20 protein-coding genes and 1 riboswitch are annotated in these 24,594 nt (G+C 47.9%); of the genes, 10 read left to right on the plus strand and 10 right to left on the minus strand.

Going from position 1 to position 24,594, the window contains the following annotated elements; translation table 11 throughout:
- Nucleotides 1-113: 113 nt before the first annotated feature.
- The 9 genes from INF29_RS02305 to purE form a co-directional block, all read right to left on the minus strand.
- Complete coding sequence (locus INF29_RS02305; RefSeq protein WP_193484357.1) at nucleotides 114-3,800, minus strand: phosphoribosylformylglycinamidine synthase; 3,687 nt, start codon at nucleotides 3,798-3,800, stop codon at nucleotides 114-116.
- 5 nt (nucleotides 3,801-3,805) lie between these two features.
- A complete protein-coding gene (purD, locus tag INF29_RS02310; protein WP_193484359.1) occupies nucleotides 3,806-5,068 on the minus strand; it encodes a phosphoribosylamine--glycine ligase in 1,263 nt (420 codons plus the stop codon).
- A gap of 25 nt (nucleotides 5,069-5,093) precedes the next feature.
- Complete coding sequence (locus INF29_RS02315; protein WP_022365202.1) at nucleotides 5,094-6,278, minus strand: phosphoribosylaminoimidazolecarboxamide formyltransferase; 1,185 nt, start codon at nucleotides 6,276-6,278, stop codon at nucleotides 5,094-5,096.
- A 23-nt stretch (nucleotides 6,279-6,301) separates the two neighbouring features.
- The gene (gene purB, locus INF29_RS02320) at nucleotides 6,302-7,738 is read right to left on the minus strand and encodes an adenylosuccinate lyase (RefSeq protein WP_193484361.1); all 1,437 of its coding nucleotides are present in this window, start codon (nucleotides 7,736-7,738) and stop codon (nucleotides 6,302-6,304) included.
- A 19-nt stretch (nucleotides 7,739-7,757) separates the two neighbouring features.
- On the minus strand, nucleotides 7,758-8,477 hold the full coding sequence (locus tag INF29_RS02325) for an IMP cyclohydrolase (RefSeq protein ID WP_243184060.1): 720 nt from the start codon (nucleotides 8,475-8,477) through the stop codon (nucleotides 7,758-7,760).
- Nucleotides 8,478-8,482: 5 nt separating this feature from the next.
- Nucleotides 8,483-9,091 (minus strand): phosphoribosylglycinamide formyltransferase, encoded by a 609-nt coding sequence (purN, locus tag INF29_RS02330; protein WP_072851817.1) that lies wholly within the window; start codon nucleotides 9,089-9,091, stop codon nucleotides 8,483-8,485.
- Nucleotides 9,085-10,122: a phosphoribosylformylglycinamidine cyclo-ligase gene (gene purM / locus INF29_RS02335; RefSeq protein ID WP_022255244.1), complete on the minus strand. Its 1,038-nt coding sequence runs from the start codon at nucleotides 10,120-10,122 to the stop codon at nucleotides 9,085-9,087. The genes purN and purM overlap by 7 nt, the downstream gene beginning before the upstream one ends.
- Nucleotides 10,106-11,557: an amidophosphoribosyltransferase gene (gene purF, locus INF29_RS02340; RefSeq protein WP_191344085.1), complete on the minus strand. Its 1,452-nt coding sequence runs from the start codon at nucleotides 11,555-11,557 to the stop codon at nucleotides 10,106-10,108. Before purF ends, purM begins: the two co-directional genes overlap by 17 nt.
- 76 nt (nucleotides 11,558-11,633) lie before the next feature.
- Nucleotides 11,634-12,128: a 5-(carboxyamino)imidazole ribonucleotide mutase gene (purE, locus tag INF29_RS02345; protein WP_022255246.1), complete on the minus strand. Its 495-nt coding sequence runs from the start codon at nucleotides 12,126-12,128 to the stop codon at nucleotides 11,634-11,636.
- Nucleotides 12,129-12,362: 234 nt separating this feature from the next.
- A riboswitch (ZMP/ZTP riboswitch) is annotated at nucleotides 12,363-12,456 on the minus strand.
- A 169-nt stretch (nucleotides 12,457-12,625) separates the two neighbouring features.
- Between purE and INF29_RS02350 the strand changes: the two genes are divergently transcribed.
- From INF29_RS02350 to INF29_RS02395, 10 genes are all read left to right on the plus strand, one after another.
- Nucleotides 12,626-13,915 (plus strand): dihydroorotase, encoded by a 1,290-nt coding sequence (locus tag INF29_RS02350; RefSeq protein ID WP_243184061.1) that lies wholly within the window; start codon nucleotides 12,626-12,628, stop codon nucleotides 13,913-13,915.
- A 56-nt stretch (nucleotides 13,916-13,971) separates the two neighbouring features.
- Complete coding sequence (gene carB / locus INF29_RS02355; protein ID WP_072851814.1) at nucleotides 13,972-17,142, plus strand: carbamoyl-phosphate synthase large subunit; 3,171 nt, start codon at nucleotides 13,972-13,974, stop codon at nucleotides 17,140-17,142.
- 15 nt (nucleotides 17,143-17,157) lie between these two features.
- Nucleotides 17,158-17,892 carry a dihydroorotate dehydrogenase electron transfer subunit gene (locus INF29_RS02360; protein ID WP_330605982.1) on the plus strand — a complete coding sequence of 245 codons (735 nt, stop codon included), beginning with the start codon at nucleotides 17,158-17,160 and terminating at the stop codon, nucleotides 17,890-17,892.
- Complete coding sequence (locus tag INF29_RS02365) at nucleotides 17,886-18,800, plus strand: dihydroorotate dehydrogenase (RefSeq protein WP_072851811.1); 915 nt, start codon at nucleotides 17,886-17,888, stop codon at nucleotides 18,798-18,800. Before INF29_RS02360 ends, INF29_RS02365 begins: the two co-directional genes overlap by 7 nt.
- Nucleotides 18,797-19,504: an orotidine-5'-phosphate decarboxylase gene (gene pyrF / locus INF29_RS02370; protein WP_193484362.1), complete on the plus strand. Its 708-nt coding sequence runs from the start codon at nucleotides 18,797-18,799 to the stop codon at nucleotides 19,502-19,504. Before INF29_RS02365 ends, pyrF begins: the two co-directional genes overlap by 4 nt.
- A gap of 1 nt (nucleotide 19,505) precedes the next feature.
- A complete protein-coding gene (pyrE, locus tag INF29_RS02375; RefSeq protein ID WP_330391172.1) occupies nucleotides 19,506-20,153 on the plus strand; it encodes an orotate phosphoribosyltransferase in 648 nt (215 codons plus the stop codon).
- Nucleotides 20,150-21,067 carry an aspartate carbamoyltransferase gene (pyrB, locus tag INF29_RS02380; RefSeq protein WP_072851806.1) on the plus strand — a complete coding sequence of 306 codons (918 nt, stop codon included), beginning with the start codon at nucleotides 20,150-20,152 and terminating at the stop codon, nucleotides 21,065-21,067. Before pyrE ends, pyrB begins: the two co-directional genes overlap by 4 nt.
- Nucleotides 21,067-21,486, plus strand: coding sequence for an aspartate carbamoyltransferase regulatory subunit (locus INF29_RS02385; RefSeq protein ID WP_072851804.1), 420 nt, complete (start codon nucleotides 21,067-21,069; stop codon nucleotides 21,484-21,486). Before pyrB ends, INF29_RS02385 begins: the two co-directional genes overlap by 1 nt.
- A gap of 374 nt (nucleotides 21,487-21,860) precedes the next feature.
- Nucleotides 21,861-22,427: a hypothetical protein gene (locus INF29_RS02390; protein ID WP_193484364.1), complete on the plus strand. Its 567-nt coding sequence runs from the start codon at nucleotides 21,861-21,863 to the stop codon at nucleotides 22,425-22,427.
- Between the two features lie 36 nt (nucleotides 22,428-22,463).
- Entirely contained in the window at nucleotides 22,464-22,871 is a 408-nt protein-coding gene (locus tag INF29_RS02395; protein ID WP_330608249.1) for a copper amine oxidase N-terminal domain-containing protein, read from the plus strand.
- A 288-nt stretch (nucleotides 22,872-23,159) separates the two neighbouring features.
- On the opposite strand, the gene INF29_RS02400 is transcribed toward INF29_RS02395, so the two are convergent.
- A complete protein-coding gene (locus INF29_RS02400; protein ID WP_193484366.1) occupies nucleotides 23,160-24,572 on the minus strand; it encodes a sensor histidine kinase in 1,413 nt (470 codons plus the stop codon).
- Between the last annotated feature and the right edge of the window lie 22 nt (nucleotides 24,573-24,594).

Raw genomic sequence — 24,594 nt, forward strand, 5'->3', positions numbered from 1 at the left:
ACAAACTTTATCCGGTTTCATAGACGTTCATCTCCTGTGTGCATCATACCATGGTTTATTTTTGTTGTCAAAAAAAACTCCCGTGCCAAAATGACACGGGAGCAAAGTATTTTTTATTTCCAATATTCCACTGCGGATTTGAACAGTTTCATATCAAATTCGCCGGGTACGTTCTGGTACAGACGGTCAGCAATACGTTCGGAGTGACCCATCTTACCCAGTACACGACCATCGGGAGAAAGCAGACCTTCGATGGCGAAGGCAGAGCCGTTGGGGTTGTACTGAATATCGTTTGTAGGGTTGCCGTTCTGATCTACATACTGTGTGAGAATCTGACCGTTTTCTGCCAGCTGACGCAGCAATGCTTCATCTGCCAGCAGACGACCTTCGCCGTGAGAAATAGGCACGGTGAAGATATCGCCGGGCTGTACGTTGGACAGCCAAGGAGATTTGTTGGAAGCCACACGAGTGCGAACCAGTTTGGACTGGTGTCTGTGGATGGTGTTATATGTCAGTGTCGGGCAGTTTTCATCGGTGTCGATGATCTTGCCATAAGGTACCAGACCCAGTTTGATCAGCGCCTGGAAACCGTTACAGATACCACAAATCAGACCATCTCTGTCTTCCAGCAGTTTTGTAACAGCTTCTTTTACCTCAGGGTTTCTGAAGAATGCTGTGATGAATTTACCGGAGCCGTCAGGTTCGTCACCGCCGGAGAAACCACCGGGGATGAAGATCATCTGGCTGTCGTTCAGTTTCTTCGCAAATGTTTCTACGGAGTTTGCGATACCAGCTGCGGAAAGGTTGTTGATGACAAAGATTTCCGCTTCTGCCCCTGCGCGTTCCATAGCTTTTGCGGAATCATATTCGCAGTTTGTGCCGGGGAATACAGGAATCAGTACCTTAGGTTTTGCGAACTGCAGACGAGGTTTTGCGAAGCTTTCTGCACGATATGTAAATGTAGGCAGTTCTTTTGCTTCTGTTTCGATGTTGCAGGAGTAAATGGGTTCCAGCTTGCCTTCGTAAACATCGTACAGGTCAGCCAGTGCGATGGAAACGCCGTCTTTTGCGATGGCATTGCCGCCGGTTCTGCCCAGCAGTGTGCCAACTTCGTCTTCGCCGCTCAGTTCCAGCACAAATGCGCCGTAAGCATAACCGAAGATGTCTTCTTTGGTCAGGCCATCTGCGTATGTGAAGCCGATGTCATTACCCATTGCCATTTTCAGCACTGCTTCTGCTACGCCGCCATAAGTAGGTGTGTAAGCTGCGCAAACCTTGCCAGCACGCATCAGGTCGTTCACCTGTGCGAACAGTGCTTTCAGGCTGTCAGCAGTAGGCAGACCGTTTTCATCGTAAACGGGTTTCAGCAGTATTACTTTATGATTTTCTCCTTTGAATTCGGGAGAGATGATATTTGCTACATTTTCTGTTGTTACAGCGAAAGAAACCAGTGTAGGAGGTACGTCGATATGTTCAAAAGTACCGCTCATGGAGTCTTTACCGCCGATAGCAGCGATTTCCAGACCTTTCTGTGCCATAAACGCACCCAGCAGGGCTGCCATAGGTTTGCCCCAACGTTTGGGGTCTTTCATAGGTTTTTCGAAGTATTCCTGGAAGGACAGGTATACATCTTCAAATTTCGCACCTGTTGCGATGAGTTTCGCAACGGATTCCACAACTGCCAGATAAGCGCTGTGGTAAGGGCTCTTTTCCGCAATGAAAGGATTGTAGCCCCAAGCCATCAAAGAGCATGTCTTTGCGTCTGCTTTTTCCATGGAAACTTTGTTTACCATAGCCTGGATAGGTGTTCTCTGGTTTTTGCCGCCGAAAGGCATCAGAACTGTGCCTGCACCGATGGTGGAGTCGAAGCGTTCAGACAGACCACGTTTGGAGCAAACGTTCAGGTCGCCAGCCAAATCCATGTAAGCTGCTTTGAAATCGTCTTTGATTTCTTTGTCATAGTTTTCGGGAGCAGCAGGTGTGATATCGATATGTTTTTCCGCACCGTTGGAGTTCAGGAATTCACGGGAAATGTTCACAATCTTCTTATCGTTCCAATACATTACCAGATAAGGATTTGCCTTTACTTCCGCCACAACGGTAGCTTCCAGGTTTTCTGCGTAAGCCAGTTCTTTGAAGCGTTCCACATCTTCTGCCGCAACAACAACTGCCATACGTTCCTGAGATTCACTGATAGCCAGTTCTGTGCCGTCCAAACCTTCATATTTCTTAGGAACAGCGTTCAGATTGATTTCCAGACCATCTGCCAGTTCCCCGATAGCAACGGATACACCGCCGGCACCGAAGTCATTGCAGCGTTTGATGAGGCGAGATGCTTCCGCGTTACGGAACAATCTCTGGAGTTTTCTTTCTTCGGGAGCGTTACCTTTCTGTACTTCTGCGCCGCAGTTTTCCAGAGATTCCAGTGTATGGGATTTGGAGGAGCCTGTTGCACCGCCGCAGCCGTCACGACCGGTTCTGCCGCCCAGCAGAATAACGATATCGCCGTCTTCGGGACGTTCTCTGCGTACATTTTCCGCAGGAGCCGCACCAATAACCGCACCGATTTCCATTCTCTTAGCCACATAGCCGTCGTGGTAGATTTCGTCTACCTGACCTGTTGCCAGACCAATCTGGTTGCCGTAAGAGCTGTAACCAGCGGCAGCTGTGGTAACGATTTTTCTCTGAGGCAGTTTGCCCTGGAGTGTTTCGGAAACGGGTGTCAGAGGGTTGCCTGCACCTGTTACACGCATCGCAGCGTATACATAGGAACGACCGCTCAGAGGGTCACGGATAGCACCGCCTACGCAGGTTGCAGCGCCGCCGAAAGGTTCGATTTCTGTGGGATGGTTGTGTGTTTCGTTTTTGAACAGCAGCAGCCATTTTTCCACTCTGTCTTCCACTTCTACGTCGATTTTGACTGTGCAAGCGTTGATTTCTTCGGATTCGTCCAGTTTATCCAGTTTGCCCTGCTGTTTCAGGAATTTTGCCACGATGGTACCCATATCCATCAGGTTGATGGGTTTTGTTCTGCCGATGGCTTCTCTTGTTTTCAGATATTCGTCATAAGCGCTCTGCAGCAGTGCGTCTTCGAATTTCACGCTGTCGATGGTTGTCAGGAATGTGGTATGACGGCAGTGATCAGACCAGTATGTATCAATCATTTTGATTTCTGTGATGGTAGGATCTCTGTGTTCACTCTGGAAATAAGCCTGACATACTTTGATGTCGTCCAAATCCATTGCCAGACCCTGATCCGCTACAAACTGTGCCAGTGCGGCTTCGTCCATTTCGCAGAAACCGTCCAGTGTTGCCACGGAAGTGGGGATTTCATATACCATTTCCAGTGTATCTGCTTCTGCCAGAGCAGCTTCTCTGGATTCCACAGGGTTGATAACATATTTCTTGATAGCTTCCACATCCGCGTCGCTCAGATCACCATACAGCAGGTAAACTTTTGCGCTCTTTACCAGAGGTCTGTCCTGTTTGGAAATGATCTGGATACATTCTGCTGCGGAGTTTGCTCTCTGGTCAAACTGACCGGGCAAAAATTCCACTGCGAATACTTTCGCGCCATCCTGAGGGATTTCTGTCAGCAGATCATCCAGCTGAGGTTCGGAAAATACCGTTGTTTTGCAGTTTTCAAACAATTCTTTGTCAATGTGTTCTACGTCGTAACGATTCAAAAGGCGCAGACCTGTCAGACCTTTGATGCCCAGCAGGTTCACCAGATCGGCTCTTAAGCCGTCTGCTTCTGTCTGCAAACCCTGTTTTTTCTCCACATAAATTCTATAAACCATAGATGTTACACCTCCGCCGCAAGGGCTTTTTTACCAATATCTTTCCGATAATATGCGTTTGCAAAACTTACGGTTTTTACCGTTTCATAAGCTTTATCCACAGCTTCTGCTAAAGTGTCAGCCACTTCTGTCACACCCAGCACACGACCGCCGCCGGTTACCAGTTTACCGTCTTTGATTTTCGCGCCAGCCACGAAGATTCTGCTGGAATCTGCGGGCAATGTGATTTCGTAGCCGGTTTCATATTTTCCGGGATAGCCTTCGGATGCCATGATAACACAGCAAGCCGCTTTATTGCTGAATTTTACTTCAGCGTCTGCCAGTGTGCCGTTAGCGATATGCTGCATAATGCTCAGCAGGTCGCTTTCCAGCAAAGGCAGAACTACCTGTGTTTCAGGGTCGCCGAAACGGCAGTTGTATTCGATTACTTTGGGACCGTTGGGTGTCAGCATCAGACCAAAGTACAGGCAGCCTTTGAATGTTCTGCCTTCTTTGTTCATCGCTTCCATAGTAGGCAGGAAGATGGTTTTCATACATTCTTCCGCAACAGCTTCTGTATAGTAAGGGTTGGGAGCGACTGTACCCATACCGCCTGTGTTCAGACCTTTATCACCATCCAGCGCGCGTTTGTGATCCATGGAAGAAACCATGGGAATCATGGTTTTGCCGTCTGTGAATGCCAGAACGGAAACTTCGGGACCTGTCAGGAATTCTTCCACAACGATGTGGTCACCGCTGGCACCAAATACTTTATCTTCCATGATGGTTTTTACGCCGGCTTTTGCCTGTTCTCTTGTTTCAGCGATGATAACGCCTTTGCCCAGCGCCAAACCGTCTGCTTTGATAACAGTGGGAATGGGTGCTGTTTCCAGATAAGCCAGAGCGTCTTCGGCGTTGTCAAAAACTTCGTAAGCCGCTGTGGGGATGTTGTATTTCTTCATGAGATTTTTAGAGAACACTTTGCTGCCTTCCAAAATCGCTGCGTTTTTGTTGGGACCGAAGCAAGGCACGCCGATGGCTTCCAGTGCGTCAACTGCGCCCAGTACCAAAGGATCATCAGGAGCTACCACTGCGAAATCAATGGTTTTTTCCTTTGCGAATGCCACAATGCCGTCAATGTCCTTTGCGCCGATATCCACACAGACTGCATCCTGTGCGATACCGCCGTTGCCGGGCAGTGCGTACAGTTCTGTCACATCTTTGTTTTCCTTGATCTTTTTCACGATGGTATGTTCTCTGCCACCGCCGCCTACAACCATAACTTTCATAGATTGATTCCTCCCGTTTTCTCTCTTAGTGATGGAACAGTCTCATGCCGGTAAATGCCATAACCATGCCGAATTTGTTGCAGGTTTCGATGACATTGTCGTCACGGATGGAACCGCCGGGTTCCGCAATATAAGTTACGCCGCTCTTCGCCGCACGTTCGATGTTGTCACCGAAGGGGAAGAAAGCGTCACTGCCCAGAGCCACACCTTTGATGGAATCCAGATATGCTCTCTTTTCTTCTTTTGTAAGAGGTTCGGGTTTTTCGGAGAAGAATTTCTGCCATGTTCCTTCTGCCAGAACGTCTTCATAGTCGTCAGAGATATAAACATCGATGGTGTTATCTCTGTCAGGTCTGCCAACGGTAGGCAGGAAAGGCAGGTTCAGCACTTTTTCATGCTGACGCAGATGCCATACGTCCGCTTTGCTGCCAGCCAGTCTGGTGCAGTGGATTCTGGACTGCTGACCTGCGCCAACGCCGATTGCCTGGCCGTCTTTTGCAAAGCATACAGAGTTGGACTGTGTATATTTCAGTGTGATCAGGGCGATGATCAGGTCGCGTTTTGCTGCATCAGGCAGTTCTTTGTTTTCTGTCACGATGTTGTTCAGCAGTTCTTCGTCGATTTTGAAATCATTTCTGCCCTGTTCAAATGTGATGCCGTAAACCTGTTTTCTTTCCTGTTTTTCAGGCACATAGTTCGGGTCGATTTTTACGATGTTGTAGCTGCCTTTGCGTTTGCTTTTCAGGATTTCCAATGCTTCGGGTGTGTAACCGGGAGCGATGATACCGTCAGAAACTTCTCTTTTCAGCAGACGAGCGGTTACTTCGTCACAAACATCGCTGAGGGCAACCCAGTCACCAAAGGAGCACATTCTGTCTGTACCTCTTGCTCTTGCGTAAGCCAGCGCGATGGGAGAATCATCCAGACCTTCAATATCGTCTACAAAGCAAGCTTTTTTCAGTTCCGCGCTCATAGGTACGCCGACTGCCGCGGAAGTGGGGCTTACATGTTTAAAGGAGGTTGCCGCAGGCATGCCCAGGGCTTCCTTCAGTTCTTTCACCAGCTGCCAGCTGTTGAACGCGTCCAAAAAGTTGATATAACCCGGTTTGCCGTTGAGAATTTCAATGGGCAAATCACTGCCGTCCGCCATAAAGATTTTTGCCGGTTTCTGGTTGGGGTTACAACCATATTTCAATTCAAATTCTTTCATACCGCTTCTCTCCTCCTAAAATTTCAAACCTTCAATTCTGCCTTGATTTCGCCGTCATGCCACCGCTGCAAAATGGGCTGGATGGTGTAAGACACCAGTTCTTCCACCTGAGAGGCGCATCTGCCGATATAACGCTTGGGGTCCAGTTCCACATAGATTTCCTCTTCTGTCAGAGGGAATGCAGGATCGTCCACAATGCGCTGAATCAGGTCGTTTGCGCCGCCTTCCAGTTTCACTTTTGCTGCTGCCCCATGGGAATGGGTGCGCAGACGTTCGTGAAGTTCCTGTCTGTTGCCGCCTTTTTTCACAGACTGCATCAGGATGTTTTCTGTTGCCATAAAAGGCAGTTTTTCCATGACACGGCGGTTTACAACCTTATCATAGACCACAATGCCGCCGGTCACGTTGATATAGATATTTAAAATGGCATCTACTGCCAGAAACGCTTCCGCAATGGAAACACGTTTATTTGCTGAGTCATCCAGAGTACGTTCAAACCACTGGGTTCCTGCTGTCAGTGCCGGATTCAGAGAATCTACAATGACATATCTTGCCAGAGCGGAAATACGCTCACTGCGCATAGGATTGCGCTTGTAAGGCATTGCGGAAGAACCGATCTGATTCTTTTCAAAAGGCTCCTCCATTTCCTCAAAGGACTGCAAAATACGCATGTCATTGGAGAATTTATATGCGCTCTGGGCAAAGCCGGACAGAACAGAGAGGAAATAAGCGTCTACTTTTCTGGAATAAGTCTGACCGGAAACGGGAACCACGCCGGGGAATCCCATTTCGTCAGCGATCATGGTTTCCATTTTCTTGATTTTTTCCTCATCGCCGTCAAAAAGCTCCATAAAGCTTGCCTGTGTGCCTGTGGTGCCTTTGGAACCCAAAAGCAGCAGCTTGTCCAGACGATGTTCCAGTTCCAGCACATCCTGAGAAAGTTCATACATCCACAGTGCCGCACGTTTGCCCACGGTGGTCAGCTGTGCAGGCTGCAAATGGGTATACGCAAGGCAAGGCATGTCCTTATATTCCATAGCGAAATCAGACAGGTTTTTCAGCACCTGCGCCGCTTTCTTCAAAATGATTTCGGAAGCCTTCCGCAGAATGATAATGTCTGTATTATCCCCTACATAGCAGCTGGTTGCGCCCAGATGGATGATGGGTTCCGCCGCGGGACACTGTTTCCCAAAAGCATAAACATGGCTCATAACGTCATGGCGAACGATTCGTTCTCTTTCTTCCGCCACTTCGTAATTGACGTCGTCTTTGAACGCCTCCATCTGTGCAATCTGTTCCTCTGTAATATCCAAACCCAATGCTTTTTCCGCCCGTGCCAATGCGATCCAAAGTCTGCGCCATGTGCGGAATTTGAACTGTTCAGAAAATACTTCCTGCATTTCCTTGCTGGCATAACGGGTAGAAAAAGGTGAAATATAAATTTCCTTGTTTTCGTGCATCCTGTACTCCTCTTTTGATTTATTTGTTTTTGTTGATCATTCTGTTTTCCACAGCGCCTGTTTCCAGGTCAATGTAGCGAACATAAATGGAGATTTTGTTCTGTTCATTCAGGTTTTCCCAGATTTCATTCAGGAAGGTGTCGATGTCATCGGGGATTGCCACACGTTCGGGTTCACCCTGGAATGTAGGCAGGGGGTTGCCGTCGCAAGCGTAAGTATGGATGAAGTGACCCAGACCTGCTGTTGCAGCATAGGAGAAGGTGTAGCGGTTGCATGCGCTGCCTTCTGCGTCTGCGCTTTTCAGGATACTCATTTTGTATGCGAAATCTTTTTCCCCGAATGTGAGCATACCGCTGATTCTGGGGGTAAAGTTGGGTGCGTCAGGTTCAAATTCTCTTGTTTCCAGAGCTTCTTCGAATGTTTTGCCGTCTTTGATGAAGTCATAAACGGTGTCTGTCTGGTCGCCGTTTGTGACAATCAGTTTGTTTTCCCATTTTTTGATGGGAGAATAAATGATCAGGGAAGGGTCTTCTACTTTGGAAACATCGAAGGGTTCGATGATGACTTCATCGCCTTTTTCGATGAACACACGGTTACGGCTGTTTTCGCTGCGGCCCATGATGAAGTAAGCCACTACCGCTTTTTTGGCATCTGCTGTTTTGCCGATGACAATGCCTCTGCCCACATAAGCGTTATCTTTCACCAGTGTAGCCATAGAATCTTTTCTGTAAATATCCATGAAAATTATCTTCCTTTCTGCAATTCTTTGGAAACCTGCTCTGTGGCACGGGGCAGCAGAATCCATTCCGCTTCCTCCATGACACGGCGCTGGAGCACTTCCGGTGTATCTCCGTCTTTGACCTCAACGGCTTTCTGCATGAGAATTTCGCCGCCGTCGGGGATTTCATTGACATAATGCACCGTTGCCCCTGTTACCTTCACCCCATAAGCCAAAGCCGCTTCGTGGACTTTCAGACCATAATACCCTTTTCCGCAGAAAGAAGGGATCAAAGAGGGGTGGATATTGATAATCCGCTTAGGGAAAGCGGAAGTAAAGTTTTCACTGAGAATGGACATGAAGCCTGCCAGAACGATGAGTTCAATGCCATATTCTTTCAGGACTTCTTTGACCTTTTCTTCATAAGCCAGCTGGGAATCGAATTCCTTTCTGACAACCACAACGGAAGGAATGTTGTTTTCTGCCGCTCTTGTCAGGGCATAAGCCTTATGGTTGCTGGCAAGTACCAAGGCGATTTCGCCGCTTTGCAGGATGCCGCTTTTCTGGGCGTCAATCAATGCCTGCAAATTGGTGCCGCCGCCGGAAACAAAAACTGCGATTTTTGTTTTCAGCATATCACCACGCCCTCCTCGGAAGGAATGATTTCGCCCATGATGTAAGCGTCTTCACCGTTTGCTTTCAGGATTTCCAGTGCTTTTTCAGCGTCTGCTTTGGCAACCACAACGCTCATGCCAACACCCATGTTGAATGTGTTGAACATGTCACGTTCGGGAATGTTGCCTTTTTCTGCCAACAGTTTGAAGATGGGAGGAATACGCAGTGCGCTCTTGTCAATTTTCGCACCGAAGCCCTTGGGGATGCTTCTGGGAATGTTTTCATAGAAGCCGCCGCCTGTGATATGAGAAACTGCTTTTACTTTTACTTCTTCGAACAGTGCCAGCATGGGTTTTACATAGATTTTTGTAGGTGCCAGCAGTGTTTCACCCAGGGATTTACCGCCCAGTTCTGCCAGAGGTGTTTTGATGTCTGCGTTTTCCACATCAAATACACGGCGAACCAGAGAGAAACCGTTGGAGTGTACGCCGCTGGAAGGCAGTGCGATGACAACGTCGCCAGCTTCCATGGTTTTGTTGTCCAGGATTTTATCTTTGTCAACAACGCCTACTGCAAAACCAGCCAGATCGTATTCGTCTTCGGGGTAGAAACCAGGCATTTCTGCTGTTTCACCGCCGATGAGAGCAGCGCCGGACTGTACGCAGCCTTCTGCTACGCCGGAAACAATGGCTGCTACTTTTTCAGGGAAGTTTTTGCCTACGGCAATATAGTCCAGGAAGAACAGAGGTTTTGCGCCGCAGCAAATGATGTCGTTGACACACATAGCTACACAGTCGATACCTACTGTGTCATGTTTGTCCATCAAAAACGCCAGTTTCAGTTTTGTGCCAACACCGTCAGTACCGCTTACCAGTACGGGTTTTGTGATGCCTGTCAGATCCATTTCAAACAGACCGCCAAAACCGCCGATATCGGACATTGCACCTGCTGTTACGGTTCTTGCAATGTGTTTTTTCATCAGTTCCACTGCCTGATACCCAGCGGTAATATCCACACCTGCAGCTTTATAGCTTTCACTTTGACTTTTCATGATTGTTGCTCCTTTCGCTCAGCTTGCCTTCAAATCTGTTCTTGCACGTTTCTGTGGGAACTTCTGTGGGATAATTCCCATCAAAGCAGGCGGCACAATATCCGCAGCCCTTGGGAGTACCCATGAGCATGCCCAGATGGTCCAGATTCAGATAGCCGATGCTGTCCGCACCGATGATATCCCGAATCTCATCCATGGTATGATTCACCGCAATGAGGTTTTCCTGGGAATCCACGTCTGTTCCGTAATAACAAGGGAATAAAAACGGCGGTGCGGAAGAACGGACATGGACTTCTTTTGCCCCTGCTTCCCGCAGCAGTTTGACGATTCTTGCAGAGGTGGTGCCTCTGACAATGGAGTCGTCCACCATAACCACACGTTTTCCCCTGATGGTTTCTGATATTACATTCAGCTTGATCTTTACTTTATCCTCTCTCGCCTTTTGTCCCGGCGCGATAAAGGTACGACCGATATATTTATTCTTGATAAATCCCATGCCATATGGAATGCCGGACTGTCTGGCATATCCAATGGCTGCGTCGATACCGGAATCCGGCACACCAATGACAACATCCGCCTGTACGGGATGTTCCATGGCAAGACAGGCACCTGCCGTTACTCTGGCACGATGTACGCTGACGCCGTCGATTCTGGAATCGGGTCTGGAAAAATAAATATGTTCAAAAATACACAAATGCTTCTCTGCTTCACCCATATGGTCGGAAATGGTACGGATTTCATCGCCGTCAAAGACCACGATTTCACCGGGTTCCACATCCCGCACAAAGGCTGCGCTGACTGCATCCAGCGCGCATGTTTCCGAAGCAATGACGTAAGTCCCTTCTTTTGTGACACCATAGCAGAGAGGATGGAATCCATGGGGATCTCTTGCCGCAATCATCTTGGTTGCAGACATGACCACCAGAGAGTAAGCCCCCTTGATGCGATACATTGCCTGATTGACCGCCTCCTCAATGGAAGGTGCTTTCAGCCGTTCCTTGGTGATGATGTAGGAAATGACTTCTGTATCACTGGTGGTGTGGAATATGGAACCTTCCAGCTCCAGTTCCCGCCGCAGTTCAAAGGAATTGACCAGATTGCCGTTATGTGCCAGAGCCATTGCGCCTTTCACATGGTTCACAACGATGGGCTGGGCATTGATTCTGCCACCGCCGCCGGTTGTGCCATAGCGCACATGACCCACTGCCATGCTCCCTTCCCCCAGATGCTCCATCACCGCTGGGGTAAACACATCATTGACCAGACCGCCGTCCTTATGATATGTGAACACGCCCTCGTCGTTGACTACAATCCCACAGCTTTCCTGTCCCCGATGCTGCAGGGCAAACAAACCGTAATATGCCGTAGATGCAACGGATGTTTTCTCCTTGGCATATACACCAAAAACGCCGCATTCTTCATGGATCTTATTCATTTTTCCAGCTCCTTGTTCCGCCTGTCTTTTCTGACAGGGGTTCTTTTGTATCTGTGTTTATTTCGTATGTATGGTATCAGTGGTTGTATTTTGCTTCCACTGCTTTGTTCTTTTCCAGTACTTTTGCTGCTGCTTCTGCTCTGGCTGCATCCAGTTTTGCTGCCAGTTCCGCGTCAGATGCACCCAGTACCTGAATTGCCAGCAGAGCCGCATTTTCTGCGCCGTCAATGGCTACAGTTGCAACGGGAATGCCGCCGGGCATCTGTACGGTAGAAAGCAGTGCATCCAGACCGTCCAGTGTAGAGGATTTTACAGGAATGCCGATGACAGGCAGTGTTGTGTTGGCTGCAATGGCGCCTGCCAGATGAGCTGCCTTGCCTGCTGCCGCGATGATGGCACCAAAGCCGTTTGCTCTTGCCTGCTGTGCAAACTCTTTTGCTTCTACAGGTGTTCTATGTGCGGAATATACATGCACTTCATAAGGCACACCAAATTTGTCCAGTGTTGTCATTGCCTTTTCCAATACAGGAAGATCACTGTCGCTGCCCATTACAATACCGATTTTTTTCATGGATAAACCTCCTCAAAAATAATACAAATTCCTTTTGCAGACGCAAAAAAGGACAGTCTGATTCCTTGGCGGAAACAGGACTGCCCAGACGGTCGACAAAAAGCAGCACGCTTTCCTTCTTTTCTCCTCATTGACAGCAAAAAAGCGATATTTCCATTCATCAAAAACACCGCCGACCACCATCATGCAGAAGAAACAGACCGAAGAAATTCTGTTAAGCCCGGCATTCATAAAAATATCCGCCAGGCAGTACTGCACTGCTTAGAAAAAATTCCGATTTTCTGCTCCCCTGTGGTTTCCCACCAATCCGTCAGTTACAGAAAACCGCTTTATTTGACAAGTTCAGTCTAACACATTTTCCAATTTCCTGTCAATGAAGGGGAAAGAATTTTCCCCAAAAGAAATGCTTGACAGAGCCAAATCCCTATGATATACTACTGACAATTTGTAAAGAAATATATAACAACCATGCAGACAGAAGAAAGGAGAGAAATACATTGAACTACATTTTATCCAATGCAAACGTATTTATGCAGGGCGAATTTGTAAAATCCAACGTATTTGTCAACAATGGTATCATTACCGATATTTCTTCCGCCGCACCCACAAAAGGCAGCATTGTTTTCGATTTGGAAGGTTTCGCTATCTTTCCCGGTTTCATTGATGTTCATACGCATCTGAGAGAACCGGGATTTTTTTATAAAGAGACCATCCGTACCGGTACACAGGCGGCAGCACACGGCGGTTACACCACCATTTGTGCAATGCCAAACCTGAATCCAGTGCCCGATTGTGCCGAAACACTGGCACCTCAGCTGGAAGCCATCGAAAAAACCGCTTTGATTGAAGTCCTGCCTTATGGTGCCATCACTTATGGTGAAAAAGGCGAAGCTCTTGCGGATTTTGATGCACTGGCACCTCATGTTTGTGCCTTTTCCGATGATGGACGAGGTGTACAAAGTGACGAAATGATGCGCCAGGCGATGAAAAAAATCAAACAACTTGACAAAATGGTAGCCGCACACTGCGAAGTCAATGAACTGCTCAATGGCGGCTATATTCATGCAGGCGAATATTGTGCGCAGCACGGACACAAAGGTATCTGCTCCGAAAGTGAATGGAAGCAGATCGAGCGCGACATTGCTTTGGTAAGAGAAACAGGATGTGACTATCACGTCTGCCACATCTCCACCAAAGAAGGCGTGGAACTGATCCGTCAGGCGAAAAAAGAAGGGCTTCCCGTTTCCTGCGAAACAGGTCCTCATTATCTGGTACTGACTGATATGGACTTGCAGGAGGACGGCAGATTCAAAATGAATCCCCCTCTGCGCAGCAAAGCAGATCAGGATGCCCTCATCGCAGGCATTCTGGACGGCACCATCGACATGATTGCCACCGACCATGCGCCCCATTCCGCTGAGGAAAAAAGCAAAGGTCTGGAAAAGAGCATGATGGGTATCGTAGGACTGGAAACAGCCTTCCCCATTTTGTACACCAATCTGGTGAAAAAAGGAGTTCTTACCTTAAATATGCTCATTGATCTGATGCACACAAATCCGTCCAAACGTTTCGGCATCGGCACACCTCTTGCTGTTGGCATGCCTGCCAACCTGACTGTGTACGATCTGAACGAAACATACACCATTGACCCTGCGGAGTTCTGCTCCATGGGCAAAAGCACACTCTTCACCGGCTGGGAAGTATCCGGCAGATGTAAACTGACCATGTACAAAGGGATTCCTGTATGGGAAGAAAATCTGGACAGCCGGAAAACAACCATATTATAATAAATTCAGGTAACTAGGAAATTTTATATATATAATTCTTAAGGAGGAATTACAATATGCCAAAGAGAACTGACCTCAAAAAAATTCTGATTATCGGCTCCGGCCCCATCGTGATCGGACAGGCTGCCGAATTTGACTATGCAGGCACACAGGCTTGCCTTGCCCTGAAAGAAGAAGGCTATGAAGTTGTGCTGGTAAACTCCAACCCCGCTACCATCATGACAGACACAACCATTGCAGACAAGGTTTACATGGAACCCCTGACACTGGAATATGTTGCAAAAATCCTGCGTTATGAACGTCCCGACGCCATCGTTCCCGGTATCGGCGGTCAGACAGGTCTGAATCTGGCAATGCAGCTGGAAAAGAAAGGCGTTCTGAGAGAATGCCAGGTTGAACTGCTGGGCACAAGCTGCGACAGTATCGAACGCGCTGAAGACAGAGAACTGTTCAAAGAACTCTGCCAGGAAATCGGCGAACCCGTAATTCCTTCCATCATCACATACTCCGTTGAAGAAGCCATCGACGCTGCAAAAGAAATCGGCTACCCCGTTGTACTGCGTCCCGCATTCACACTGGGCGGCACAGGCGGCGGTTTTGCAAACAACGAAACTGAACTGGTTGAAATCATGGAAAACGCTCTGAAACTTTCCCCCGTACACCAGGTACTGGTAGAAAAGAGCGTAAAAGGCTACAAAGAAATCGAATTCGAAGTAATGCGTGACGGCACAGACCACGCCATCACCATCTGCGGTATGGAAAACATCGACCCCGTTGGTGTACACACAGGTGACTCCATCGTTGTGGCTCCTATCCTGACACTGAGCGATGCAGACTTCAACATGCTCCGTGACAGCGCTCTGAAAATCATCCGCGCGCTGAAAATCGAAGGTGGTTGTAACGTACAGTTCGCACTGGACCCCAACTCCTCCAAATACTATCTGATCGAAGTGAACCCTCGTGTATCTCGTTCTTCCGCACTGGCATCCAAAGCAAGCGGTTACCCCATCGCACGTGTAACAGCTAAAATCGCTGTTGGTATGACACTGGACGAAATCAAGATTTCCGAAACAAACGCAAACTTCGAACCCGCACTGGACTACATCGTAGCAAAAATGCCTCGTTTCCCCTTCGACAAATTTGCTACAGCAGCAAACACACTGGGCACACAGATGAAAGCAACTGGCGAAGTTATGGGTATCGGCAGAACCATCGAAGAATGCCTGCTGAAATCCATCCGCTCTCTGGAAATCGGTGTTTGCCACCTGTACATGGACAAATTTGACAACACACCTAACGAAGAACTGCTGGACTACATCGCTAAGAGCCCCGATGACAGAATCTATGCCATCGCACAGCTGATCCGCAACGGTGTATCTCTGGACGACATCTTCGAAGCAACCAAGATCACAAAATACTTCCTGGAAGTAATGAAAAATATCGTTGACTACGAAACAGTTCTGGCTGAAAACGTTGGCAACGTTGAAATTCTGGCAAAAGCGAAGAAAATGGGCTTCTCCGATAAATTCATCGCAAAACTGTGGAACTGGAAAGAAGTTGAAGTATTCAACCTGAGAAAAGAACAGAAAATGTTCCCCGTTTACAAAATGATCGAAACAAGCGGCTGCGGCGGCTACATCCCTTACTTCTACTCCACATACGAAGAAGGCAACGAATCCCGCCTGAGCGACAAGAAGAAAATCATCGTACTGGGTTCCGGTCCTATCCGTATCGGTCAGGGTGTCGAATTCGACTACTCCACAGTACACGCTGTAACAACCATCAAACAGTATGGTTATGAATCCATCATCATCAACAACAACCCTGAAACTGTATCCACAGACTACACAACCAGCGACAAGCTGTACTTCGAACCTCTGACAACAGAAGACGTTATGAACATCGTAGAACTGGAACAGCCTCTGGGCGTTATCGCTTCTCTGGGCGGTCAGACAGCTATCAACCTGGCACAGCCTCTGATGGAACGCGGCGTAAAAATCATCGGTACAGACGTTGCTGCCATCGAAAGAGCAGAAAACAGAGATTCCTTTGAAAAAATCATGGAAGAACTGCACATCCCTCAGCCTAAGGGACAGGCAGTTACAAACATCGAAGACGGTGTAAAAGCAGCAGAAGAAATCGGCTATCCCGTACTGGTTCGCCCCAGCTACGTTCTGGGCGGTCGTGCAATGCAGATCGTTGCCAACGAAGAATCCCTGCGCACATACCTGAAAACAGCCGTTAAAATCAACGAAGACCAGCCTGTACTGGTTGACAAATATATCGAAGGCAAAGAACTGGAAGTAGACGCAGTATGCGACGGTTACGATGTATTCGTTCCCGGTATCATGGAACATGTAGAAAGAACCGGCGTACACTCCGGTGACTCCATCAGTGTATACCCTACCTTCAGCGTATCCGCAAAAGCAAAAGGCACCATCCTGGAATACACCAAGAAACTGGGTCTGGGCATCGGTATCCGCGGTCTGTTCAACATCCAGTTCATCGTGGATAAGAACGATGATGTATACGTAATCGAAGTGAACCCTCGTTCCTCCAGAACAGTACCTTTCCTGTCCAAAGCAACAGGTTACTCTCTGGCAGACATCGCAACACTGGTAATTCTGGGCAAGACTCTGAAAGAACAGGGCATCTTCGGCATCTACCCCGACGAAAAGAACAGATGGTATGTAAAAGTTCCCGCATTCTCCTTCTCCAAACTGCACGGTATGGACACTTACCTGTCCCCCGAAATGAAGTCCACAGGGGAAGCAATCGGTTACGACAACAAACTGAACCGCGCGCTGTATAAAGCTCTGCAGGCTTCCGGCATGAACATCCTGAACTACGGTACCGTATTTGCTACCATCGCAGACAAAGATAAAGAAGAAGCACTGCCTCTGATCCGTCGTTTCTACGAACTGGGCTTCAACATCGAAGCAACAAAAGGCACAGCTGACTTCCTGAAAGAACATGGCATCCGTACAAGAGTCAGAGCAAAAATCAGCGACGGCAGCGATGAAATCATCGAATCCATCCGCCACGGCTATGTAAGCTATGTCATCAACACCAGAGACATCAACGACATGCAGAACAGCGATGGCTGGGAAATCCGTCAGTGCGCTGTAGAAAACAACGTAACCATGTTCACAACACTGGATACTGTTCGTGTTCTGCTGGATGTTCTGGAAGAAACAACACTTTGCATCTCTACCATCGACGCATAATCTAGGAGGTACGTCGTGAAGCAGTCTATCTTTACTGTAAAAAGCAATCAGCATCTGACCGACACAGTATTGAAAATGGTTTTGGCAGGGGATACCTCTGCCATCACCGCTTCCGGTCAGTTCGTGAATATCAAACTGGATGGTTTTTTCCTGCGTCGTCCCATTTCCGTATGTGACTACAACGAAAAAACTCTGACCATCCTTTACAAAGTGGTGGGCAAAGGCACACAGTACCTTTCCACACTGGCAGCCGGCAAACAGCTGGACATCCTGACAGGTCTTGGCAACGGCTATGACACCAGCAAAAGCGGTATGCGTCCCCTGCTCATCGGCGGCGGCGTAGGGGTTCCTCCCATGTACCGTCTGGCAAAAAATCTGCTGGAAGAAGGCAAAAAGCCTGAAGTGATTCTGGGCTTCAACACCAAAGCGGAAGCCTTCTATATCGACGAATTCCGCGCCCTTGGCGTACCCGTTCATGTAGCAACAGCAGACGGCTCTCTGGGTACAAAAGGCTTTGTCACAGACGTTGTAAAAACACTGAAAGACTACACTTATTTCTACACCTGCGGTCCCGAACCCATGCTGAAGGCTCTTTCCGACGTGACAGAAACCAGCGGTCAGCTCAGCTTTGAAGAACGCATGGGCTGCGGCTTCGGCGCATGCATGGGATGTAGCTGTGAAACAAAATACGGCAACAAACGTATCTGCAAAGACGGCCCTGTACTGGAAAAGGAGGAAATCAAGTGGTAAACACAAAAGTAACACTCAGCGGCATTACGCTGGATAACCCCGTGATTCCCGCCAGCGGTACTTTCGGCTATGGCTACGAATTTGCGGAACTGTATGATATCAACATTCTGGGTTCCTTCTCTTTCAAAGGAACAACCAGAGAACCCCGTTTCGGTAACCCTACACCCCGTATTGCAGAATGCACCGCAGGGCTGATCAACTCCGTAGGGCTTCAGAACCCCGGCATTGACAAAGTCATTTCCGAAGAACTGCCTAAAATGCGCAAGTGCTTCCATAAACCTGTCATTGCCAACATCAGCGGTTTTTCCGTTGACGAATACGCTTACTGCTGCGAACGCATCGACAAAGAAGATCAGGTTGGCATCATCGAAGTCAATGTCAGCTGCCCCAACGTACATCACGGCGGCATGGCATTCGGCACCAGCCCTGAAGCAGCGGCAGAAGTGACCAGAGCCGTAAAGGCAGTGACCACAAAACCCGTTTACATCAAACTGAGCCCCAATGTAACAGACATTGCGGCTGTTGCAAAAGCATGTGAAGAAGCAGGCGCAGACGGCATCAGCCTCATCAACACCATGATGGGCATGCGTATCGACCTGAAAACAAAACGCCCTGTTATCGCGAACAAAATGGGCGGTTTCTCCGGCAGTGCCATCTTCCCTGTGGCTGTCCGCATGGTATATCAGGTAGCGGAAGCTGTAAACATCCCCGTCATCGGTATGGGCGGTGTTTCCTCCGCGGAAGACGTCATCGAAATGATGCTGGCAGGCGCTACTGCCGTACAGGTAGGCGCAGCCAATCTGGTAGACCCCTTCGCATGCAAAAACATCATCGAAGACCTGCCCCGCGTTATGGAGCAGTATGGTATCAAAGATCTGAATGAAATCATTGGAGGTGCTCACAAATGAACAGAGATGTCATCATCGCTTGTGACTTCAACAGCAAAGAAGACCTGTATGCCTTTCTGGATCGCTTCACAGAAGAAAAACCCTTCCTGAAAATCGGTATGGAACTGTTCTATGCAGAAGGTCCCGAAATCGTAAGAGAAATCAAGTCAAGAGGTCATAAAATCTTCCTGGACCTGAAGCTGCACGATATTCCCAACACCGTAAAAAAAGCTATGGCAGTCCTGTCCCGTCTGGATGTTGACATGTGCAACGTACATGCTGGCGGCACCATCGCTATGATGGAAGCAGGTCTGGAAGGTCTGACACGCCCCGACGGCACACGTCCCCTGCTGATCGCTGTAACACAGCTCACATCCACCAGCGAAGAACGTATGCAGAACGATCTGCTCATCGACAAACCTCTGGATGAAGTTGTTATGCACTATGCAGCAAACGCAAAAATCGCAGGTCTGGACGGCGTTGTTTGCTCCCCTCTGGAAGCAGGCAAAGTAAAAGACGTCTGCGGCAAAGACTTTTTGACAGTAACCCCCGGCGTACGTTTTGCCGATGGGGATAAAGGGGATCAGGTAAGAATCACCACCCCTGCAAAAGCAAGAGAAATCGGTTCTGACTACATCGTAGTAGGCAGACCTATCACACAGGCAGAGGACCCCATCGCTGCTTATAGAAGATGTGTTTCTGAATTTTTAGGAGGCGAAAAGTAATATGACAAACATGAAAAAACAGATTGCAAAAGACCTGTTATCCATCGGCGCTGTTTTCCTGCGTCCCGAAGAACCTTTCACCTGGGCAAGCGGCATCAAAAGCCCCATTTACTGTGACAACCGTCTGACACTGACAGCACCTGAAGTGCGTACTCGCGTAGAAAACGCACTGGCAGAAACCATCAAAGCAGAATATCCCGACTGTGAAGTTCTCATGGGTACAAGCACAGCAGGTATCGCTCATGCTGCGATCGTTGGTCACATCATGGGTCTGCCTATGGGCTATGTACGTTCCGGTCACAAAGACCACGGCAGACACAACCAGATCGAAGGCAAACTGGAAAAAGGTCAGAAAGTTGTTGTTGTGGAAGACCTGATCTCCACAGCAGGCAGCGCCATCGAAGTTGTAAACGTACTGCGTGAAGCAGGTGCAGACGTACTGGGTATCGTAAGCATCTTTACTTACGGCATGCAGAAAGGTCTGGATCGTCTGGCAGAAGCAAATGTAAAAAATGTCAGCCTGTCCAACTTCGACGCTGTTGCTGAAGTAGCTGCTGAAGAAGGCTACATCAAAGAATCTGACATCGCGAGACTGATCGCTTTCCGCAACAATCCCAGTGATGAAAGCTGGAGGACTGATGTGAAATGAGAAATCTGATCGATATTACTGACCTGACTGTACAGGAAATCGACGAATTGATTGCCACCGCTTGTGACATCATCGCCAATCCCGATAAATACTGCGACGCTTGCCGCAGAAAAAAACTGGCTACCCTGTTTTTTGAACCCTCTACCAGAACCCGCCTGAGCTTTGAAGCGGCTATGCTGGAACTGGGCGGCAGTGTGCTGGGCTTTTCCGAAGCAAACAGCAGCTCTGCATCCAAAGGGGAAAGCGTTGCGGATACCGTACGTGTGGTAGGCTGCTATGCAGATATCATCGCTATGCGTCATCCCAAAGAAGGGGCACCTATGGTGGCTTCCATGCACTCTCCCGTGCCCATCATCAATGCTGGTGACGGCGGTCATAACCACCCCACACAGACACTGACAGACCTGCTGACCATCCACAGAGAAAAAGGTCATTTTGATAACCTGACTGTTGGTCTGTGCGGCGACCTGAAATTCGGCCGTACCGTACATTCCCTCATCCACGCTCTGTCCCGTTACACAGGCATCCACTTCGTGCTGATTTCTCCCGAAGAACTGAGCCTGCCTTCTTACATCATTCATGATGTACTGGAGAAAAAAGGCATGTCCTACGAAGAAACACAGGATCTGGAAGCAGTTATGCCCAAACTGGACATTCTGTACATGACAAGAGTACAGCGGGAACGTTTCTTCAACGAAGCAGACTACATTCGTTTGAAAGACAGCTATATTCTGACACTGGACAAGCTGAAAAACGCCAAAGAGGATCTTTGTATCCTGCATCCCCTGCCCCGTGTCAACGAAATCGCCACCAGTGTGGATAACGACAGCCGCGCATGCTACTTCAAACAGGCACACAACGGCAAATATATCCGTATGGCACTGATTCTGAAATTACTGGGGGTGGAAGTGTAATGCATATCGACGAAATCCAAAACGGCATTGTCATTGACCATATCAAAGCCGGCAAAGGCATGGAACTGTATCATTTCCTGCATCTGGATGAACTGGACTGCTCCGTTGCCATCCTGCGCAATGTAAACAGCCAGAAAATGGGCAAGAAAGACATTATCAAGATCGACAGCGTGCTGAACATGGATTTGGGCGTACTGGGTTATATGGACCCCAACATGACCATCAGCATCATTCAGGACGGCAAACGCGTGAAAAAATTCCATCCTGAACTGCCCGAACAGATTACAAACGTTATTTTCTGCAAAAATCCCCGCTGCATCACTACAGTGGAACAGGAAATCGACCATATCTTTAAGCTGACAGACAGAGAAAAAGGCACTTACCGTTGCCTGTACTGCGAAAGCGAAGCAAAAAAATAAGATACAACCGTATCTTTTGAAAAAAGACCACTCCTTTTAGGAGCATCTTCATAAGAAAACAAGGAAAGCTGAAATCCTCTTAATACAAAGGATTCCAGCTTTCTTATTGATATTAAGATTTTATTTGATCTATTTTCTTCTGAAGACAGCCGCCGCAATTCCCCTTAAGAAATCAAGAAAAAGAAAAATCAATGTTTTCTTAAGGGGAAGTTGCTTTTGGAGTGGTCTTTTTGATTTCTATACAATCTGTACGTTTTCCATCTCTGATTTTGTAACATCACGCCATAGACGAGCAGAATCAAAATGTCCTACAATAGAAATATGTTGAGATATTATGGCTGGGTTGCCAAACATATCAAAAAGGAGGGGCTTCTATGAAAAAAATATTTTTGATATCTTCTATACTGTCTATGTCCATATTGCTTTTCCCAACCACTGGTTCTGCCGCAGAAACGCCACAGGTATCTATGCCCATCTCCGCCAAATCCAGAACTTCCATCCTGTTTCCTATGAGCGAACCAGTTACCTTAGCGCCCATTACCATCAGCGAAACGACGCCAAGCAGTTTTACGGACGATTCGGAATATACCTTCGCTGTCAGTCACGAACCTTTTGATTATGCAGCTCCCGAAGGCACTGCTCACCAGGACACCTTTCAAAACCGGCTTTCCTTTGTGGTGGAAGGTGAACAAACGCTGACTGCAGATGGTGTCACCCTTACTTATTGGACAGAAAATGATAATCTGGTCGTAAAAATTCACAAAAGTGATCCAGACAAACTGGAATCTTTTACGCTGACAGACCTTTCTTTGCAGCAAAACCCACATAAAAAAGCCATCCTGCAGGAACACCATCTTTATGTGGCATTTTCTGATTCCGTCCCGGATGACAGGCTGGAGCAGGAAATGCAGGTTTTGAAAGAAGATTTCATTGTTCTGTAACAATTTTATCCTAACGCTCAAATTGATTCCCAGCAGATTTGTCTTTCCCTCAACAACAACACCCTGACCGTCAACGGCATCGAAAAATCTGTTCGGGTATCGCCCTATGTTTCTGAAAATGGGTACGTCATGCTGCCGCTTCGAGAACTGGCAACGGCACTGCCCAATCTGGAAGTCGCATGGGACAAGGAAAGAAATACAGCATGTCTCTATACAGCAGACCGCTGGCATGATCTTCTGGCAGAAATTCCTCTGGAGAGCCAAACAGCGTCTTTCCACGGACAAACTCTTGCGCTGCGTGAACCTGCCACGGAAAAAGATGGAAGAACCTTCCTTTCCCTGCGCGATGCGGCAAACATCTGCGGTATACGCAACAGCGAAATCACTTGGGATGCCGAAACACAAACCGTACGCATTGACAAAGATTTTATCACCTATACATAAACAGATATCAAATCCCGCTTCATAAGAAAATAAATATAGCCGGAATCCTTGCAACCTAAAGGATTCCGGCTATGTTATTTTTACAAAAATCGTTGTCTTAGAAAGACGCTGCCACAGTTCACCTAAAACAATCAAATCATATTTTTAAAGGCTTCTGCTTTGTATACACCACACAGTTCCCTCTGTAAGCCCCTGTGAGGTCTTTTCCTTTTTCAGAGAGTACTTGCTCACCCGATACAAAAAATGCGTTTTTAGCCACAAAAACAGGGAAATACGGGTCTATTCTCTTTACTTCGCCAATTTCAGTGTGAAAAGGAAGGTACTGCCTTCTCCCAACTTGCTTTTTACTGCCACAGTTTCTCCATGAGCCTGAATAAATTCCCGCACAATGGAAAGCCCCAGTCCTGCGCCTGTCTTGTCTTTGTTTCTGGTGGAATCCACTTTGTAAAATCTGTCAAAGATATACTTCTGGTCTTCCTCACTGATACCAGAGCCATGGTCCTTCACGGAAACCAATATCTTGTTCTTTCCAGAAAATGTGGTTTCTACCTCGATGACGCCGTCTTCTTTGGAGAACTTCACAGCATTATTCATGAGGTTATGAAGCACACGGGATATCTTGTCCTGATCTGCATGAACCATGGTTTCTTTCGCCGCAAAGGAAACTTCGATGCGCATACCCTTTTCTTCCATCTGAGGTTCCAGCACAGCGCAATTTTCCCGAATGATCTCGTTCAGGTCAAAGTCCGTTTCCTCCAGCACAATTTTGCTGTCCTGGGCACGACTCATATCCACAATGCCTTCTGCCAGTCTGCTGAGCCGCTGGCTTTCTTCCAGCACGATCCGCAGGTAACGTTCCTGTTTTTCCGGCGGGATGGTGCCGTCCAACATGGCTGTCAAAAATCCCTGGATACTGGTCAGCGGCGAGCGTAAATCATGGGATACATTGGCAATAAATGCCCGTCTGGATTTTTCGATATTCTCCAGACTTTCTGCCATATGGTTGAAGCTTTCTGCCAACTGCCCCATTTCATCTTTGCTTGTGATTTCCACTCGCTTTTCAAAATTCCCACCGGCAATTTCTTTTGCTGCCCGGTTCATATCCATCAAAGGCTCTGTCATTTTCCGGGATGTGACCAGACTCACCAGTGCTGTCAGCAAGAATGCCAGAAGCAAGCAGAATACACCAGCTCGGTACATTTCATTCAGAGAAACTTTAATTTCCGGCATAGAACGGCACATGAAAATACCGGAAAGCTGCCCTTCAGAAAGGGGATAGCCCACAATGAGCATGGGTGTGCCAAAAATAGAGGAAGAGCCTGTTTCCAGAGAAACCACATTTCCCTCCTGAATGCCTTCCACCAGTTCATCATAAGCCAATACATGCCCCAGCAGGCTGCTGTCCATACCAGGAGATGCCAGAACAATAACGCCTTCTTTATTGACCAGAAGCACGCCTGCGCCCATATAGTCCTCCAGCACCTGCATTTCATAAGCCAGATTATTGATGTTCCCCGTATTATAGGCTTTATTGATGGCAGCGGCAATCTTCTCGCCCTGTTCGATCAATTCCTGTTTTGTTTCAGACATATAATGGTTGGTATAGATCACCGAAAGCATACCACCCATCAATATGACGCAAAAGCTAATGGTTGCCATATATAATAAAAATTGCTTGATTACAATGGATTTTTTAAACATAAACATTCCTCCGAAAAGAAAA

It is taken from the genome of Anaerotignum lactatifermentans (genome assembly GCF_014982935.1).
Taxonomy (GTDB): domain Bacteria; phylum Bacillota; class Clostridia; order Lachnospirales; family Anaerotignaceae; genus Anaerotignum; species Anaerotignum lactatifermentans.

Coding starts and splice junctions, on each gene's coding strand:
- purM (WP_022255244.1), bottom strand. CDS start 10,122: ATGAAAAGTCAAAGTGAAAGCTATAAAGCTGCAGGTGTGGATATTACC.
- purF (WP_191344085.1), bottom strand. CDS start 11,557: ATGAATAAGATCCATGAAGAATGCGGCGTTTTTGGTGTATATGCCAAG.
- pyrE (WP_330391172.1), top strand. CDS start 19,506: ATGACAAACATGAAAAAACAGATTGCAAAAGACCTGTTATCCATCGGC.
- INF29_RS02385 (WP_072851804.1), top strand. CDS start 21,067: ATGCATATCGACGAAATCCAAAACGGCATTGTCATTGACCATATCAAA.
- purB (WP_193484361.1), bottom strand. CDS start 7,738: ATGCACGAAAACAAGGAAATTTATATTTCACCTTTTTCTACCCGTTAT.
- pyrB (WP_072851806.1), top strand. CDS start 20,150: ATGAGAAATCTGATCGATATTACTGACCTGACTGTACAGGAAATCGAC.
- purN (WP_072851817.1), bottom strand. CDS start 9,091: ATGCTGAAAACAAAAATCGCAGTTTTTGTTTCCGGCGGCGGCACCAAT.
- INF29_RS02305 (WP_193484357.1), bottom strand. CDS start 3,800: ATGGTTTATAGAATTTATGTGGAGAAAAAACAGGGTTTGCAGACAGAA.
- purD (WP_193484359.1), bottom strand. CDS start 5,068: ATGAAAGTTATGGTTGTAGGCGGCGGTGGCAGAGAACATACCATCGTG.
- carB (WP_072851814.1), top strand. CDS start 13,972: ATGCCAAAGAGAACTGACCTCAAAAAAATTCTGATTATCGGCTCCGGC.
- INF29_RS02390 (WP_193484364.1), top strand. CDS start 21,861: ATGAAAAAAATATTTTTGATATCTTCTATACTGTCTATGTCCATATTG.
- pyrF (WP_193484362.1), top strand. CDS start 18,797: ATGAACAGAGATGTCATCATCGCTTGTGACTTCAACAGCAAAGAAGAC.
- INF29_RS02315 (WP_022365202.1), bottom strand. CDS start 6,278: ATGAAAGAATTTGAATTGAAATATGGTTGTAACCCCAACCAGAAACCG.
- purE (WP_022255246.1), bottom strand. CDS start 12,128: ATGAAAAAAATCGGTATTGTAATGGGCAGCGACAGTGATCTTCCTGTA.
- INF29_RS02325 (WP_243184060.1), bottom strand. CDS start 8,477: ATGGATATTTACAGAAAAGATTCTATGGCTACACTGGTGAAAGATAAC.
- INF29_RS02400 (WP_193484366.1), bottom strand. CDS start 24,572: ATGTTTAAAAAATCCATTGTAATCAAGCAATTTTTATTATATATGGCA.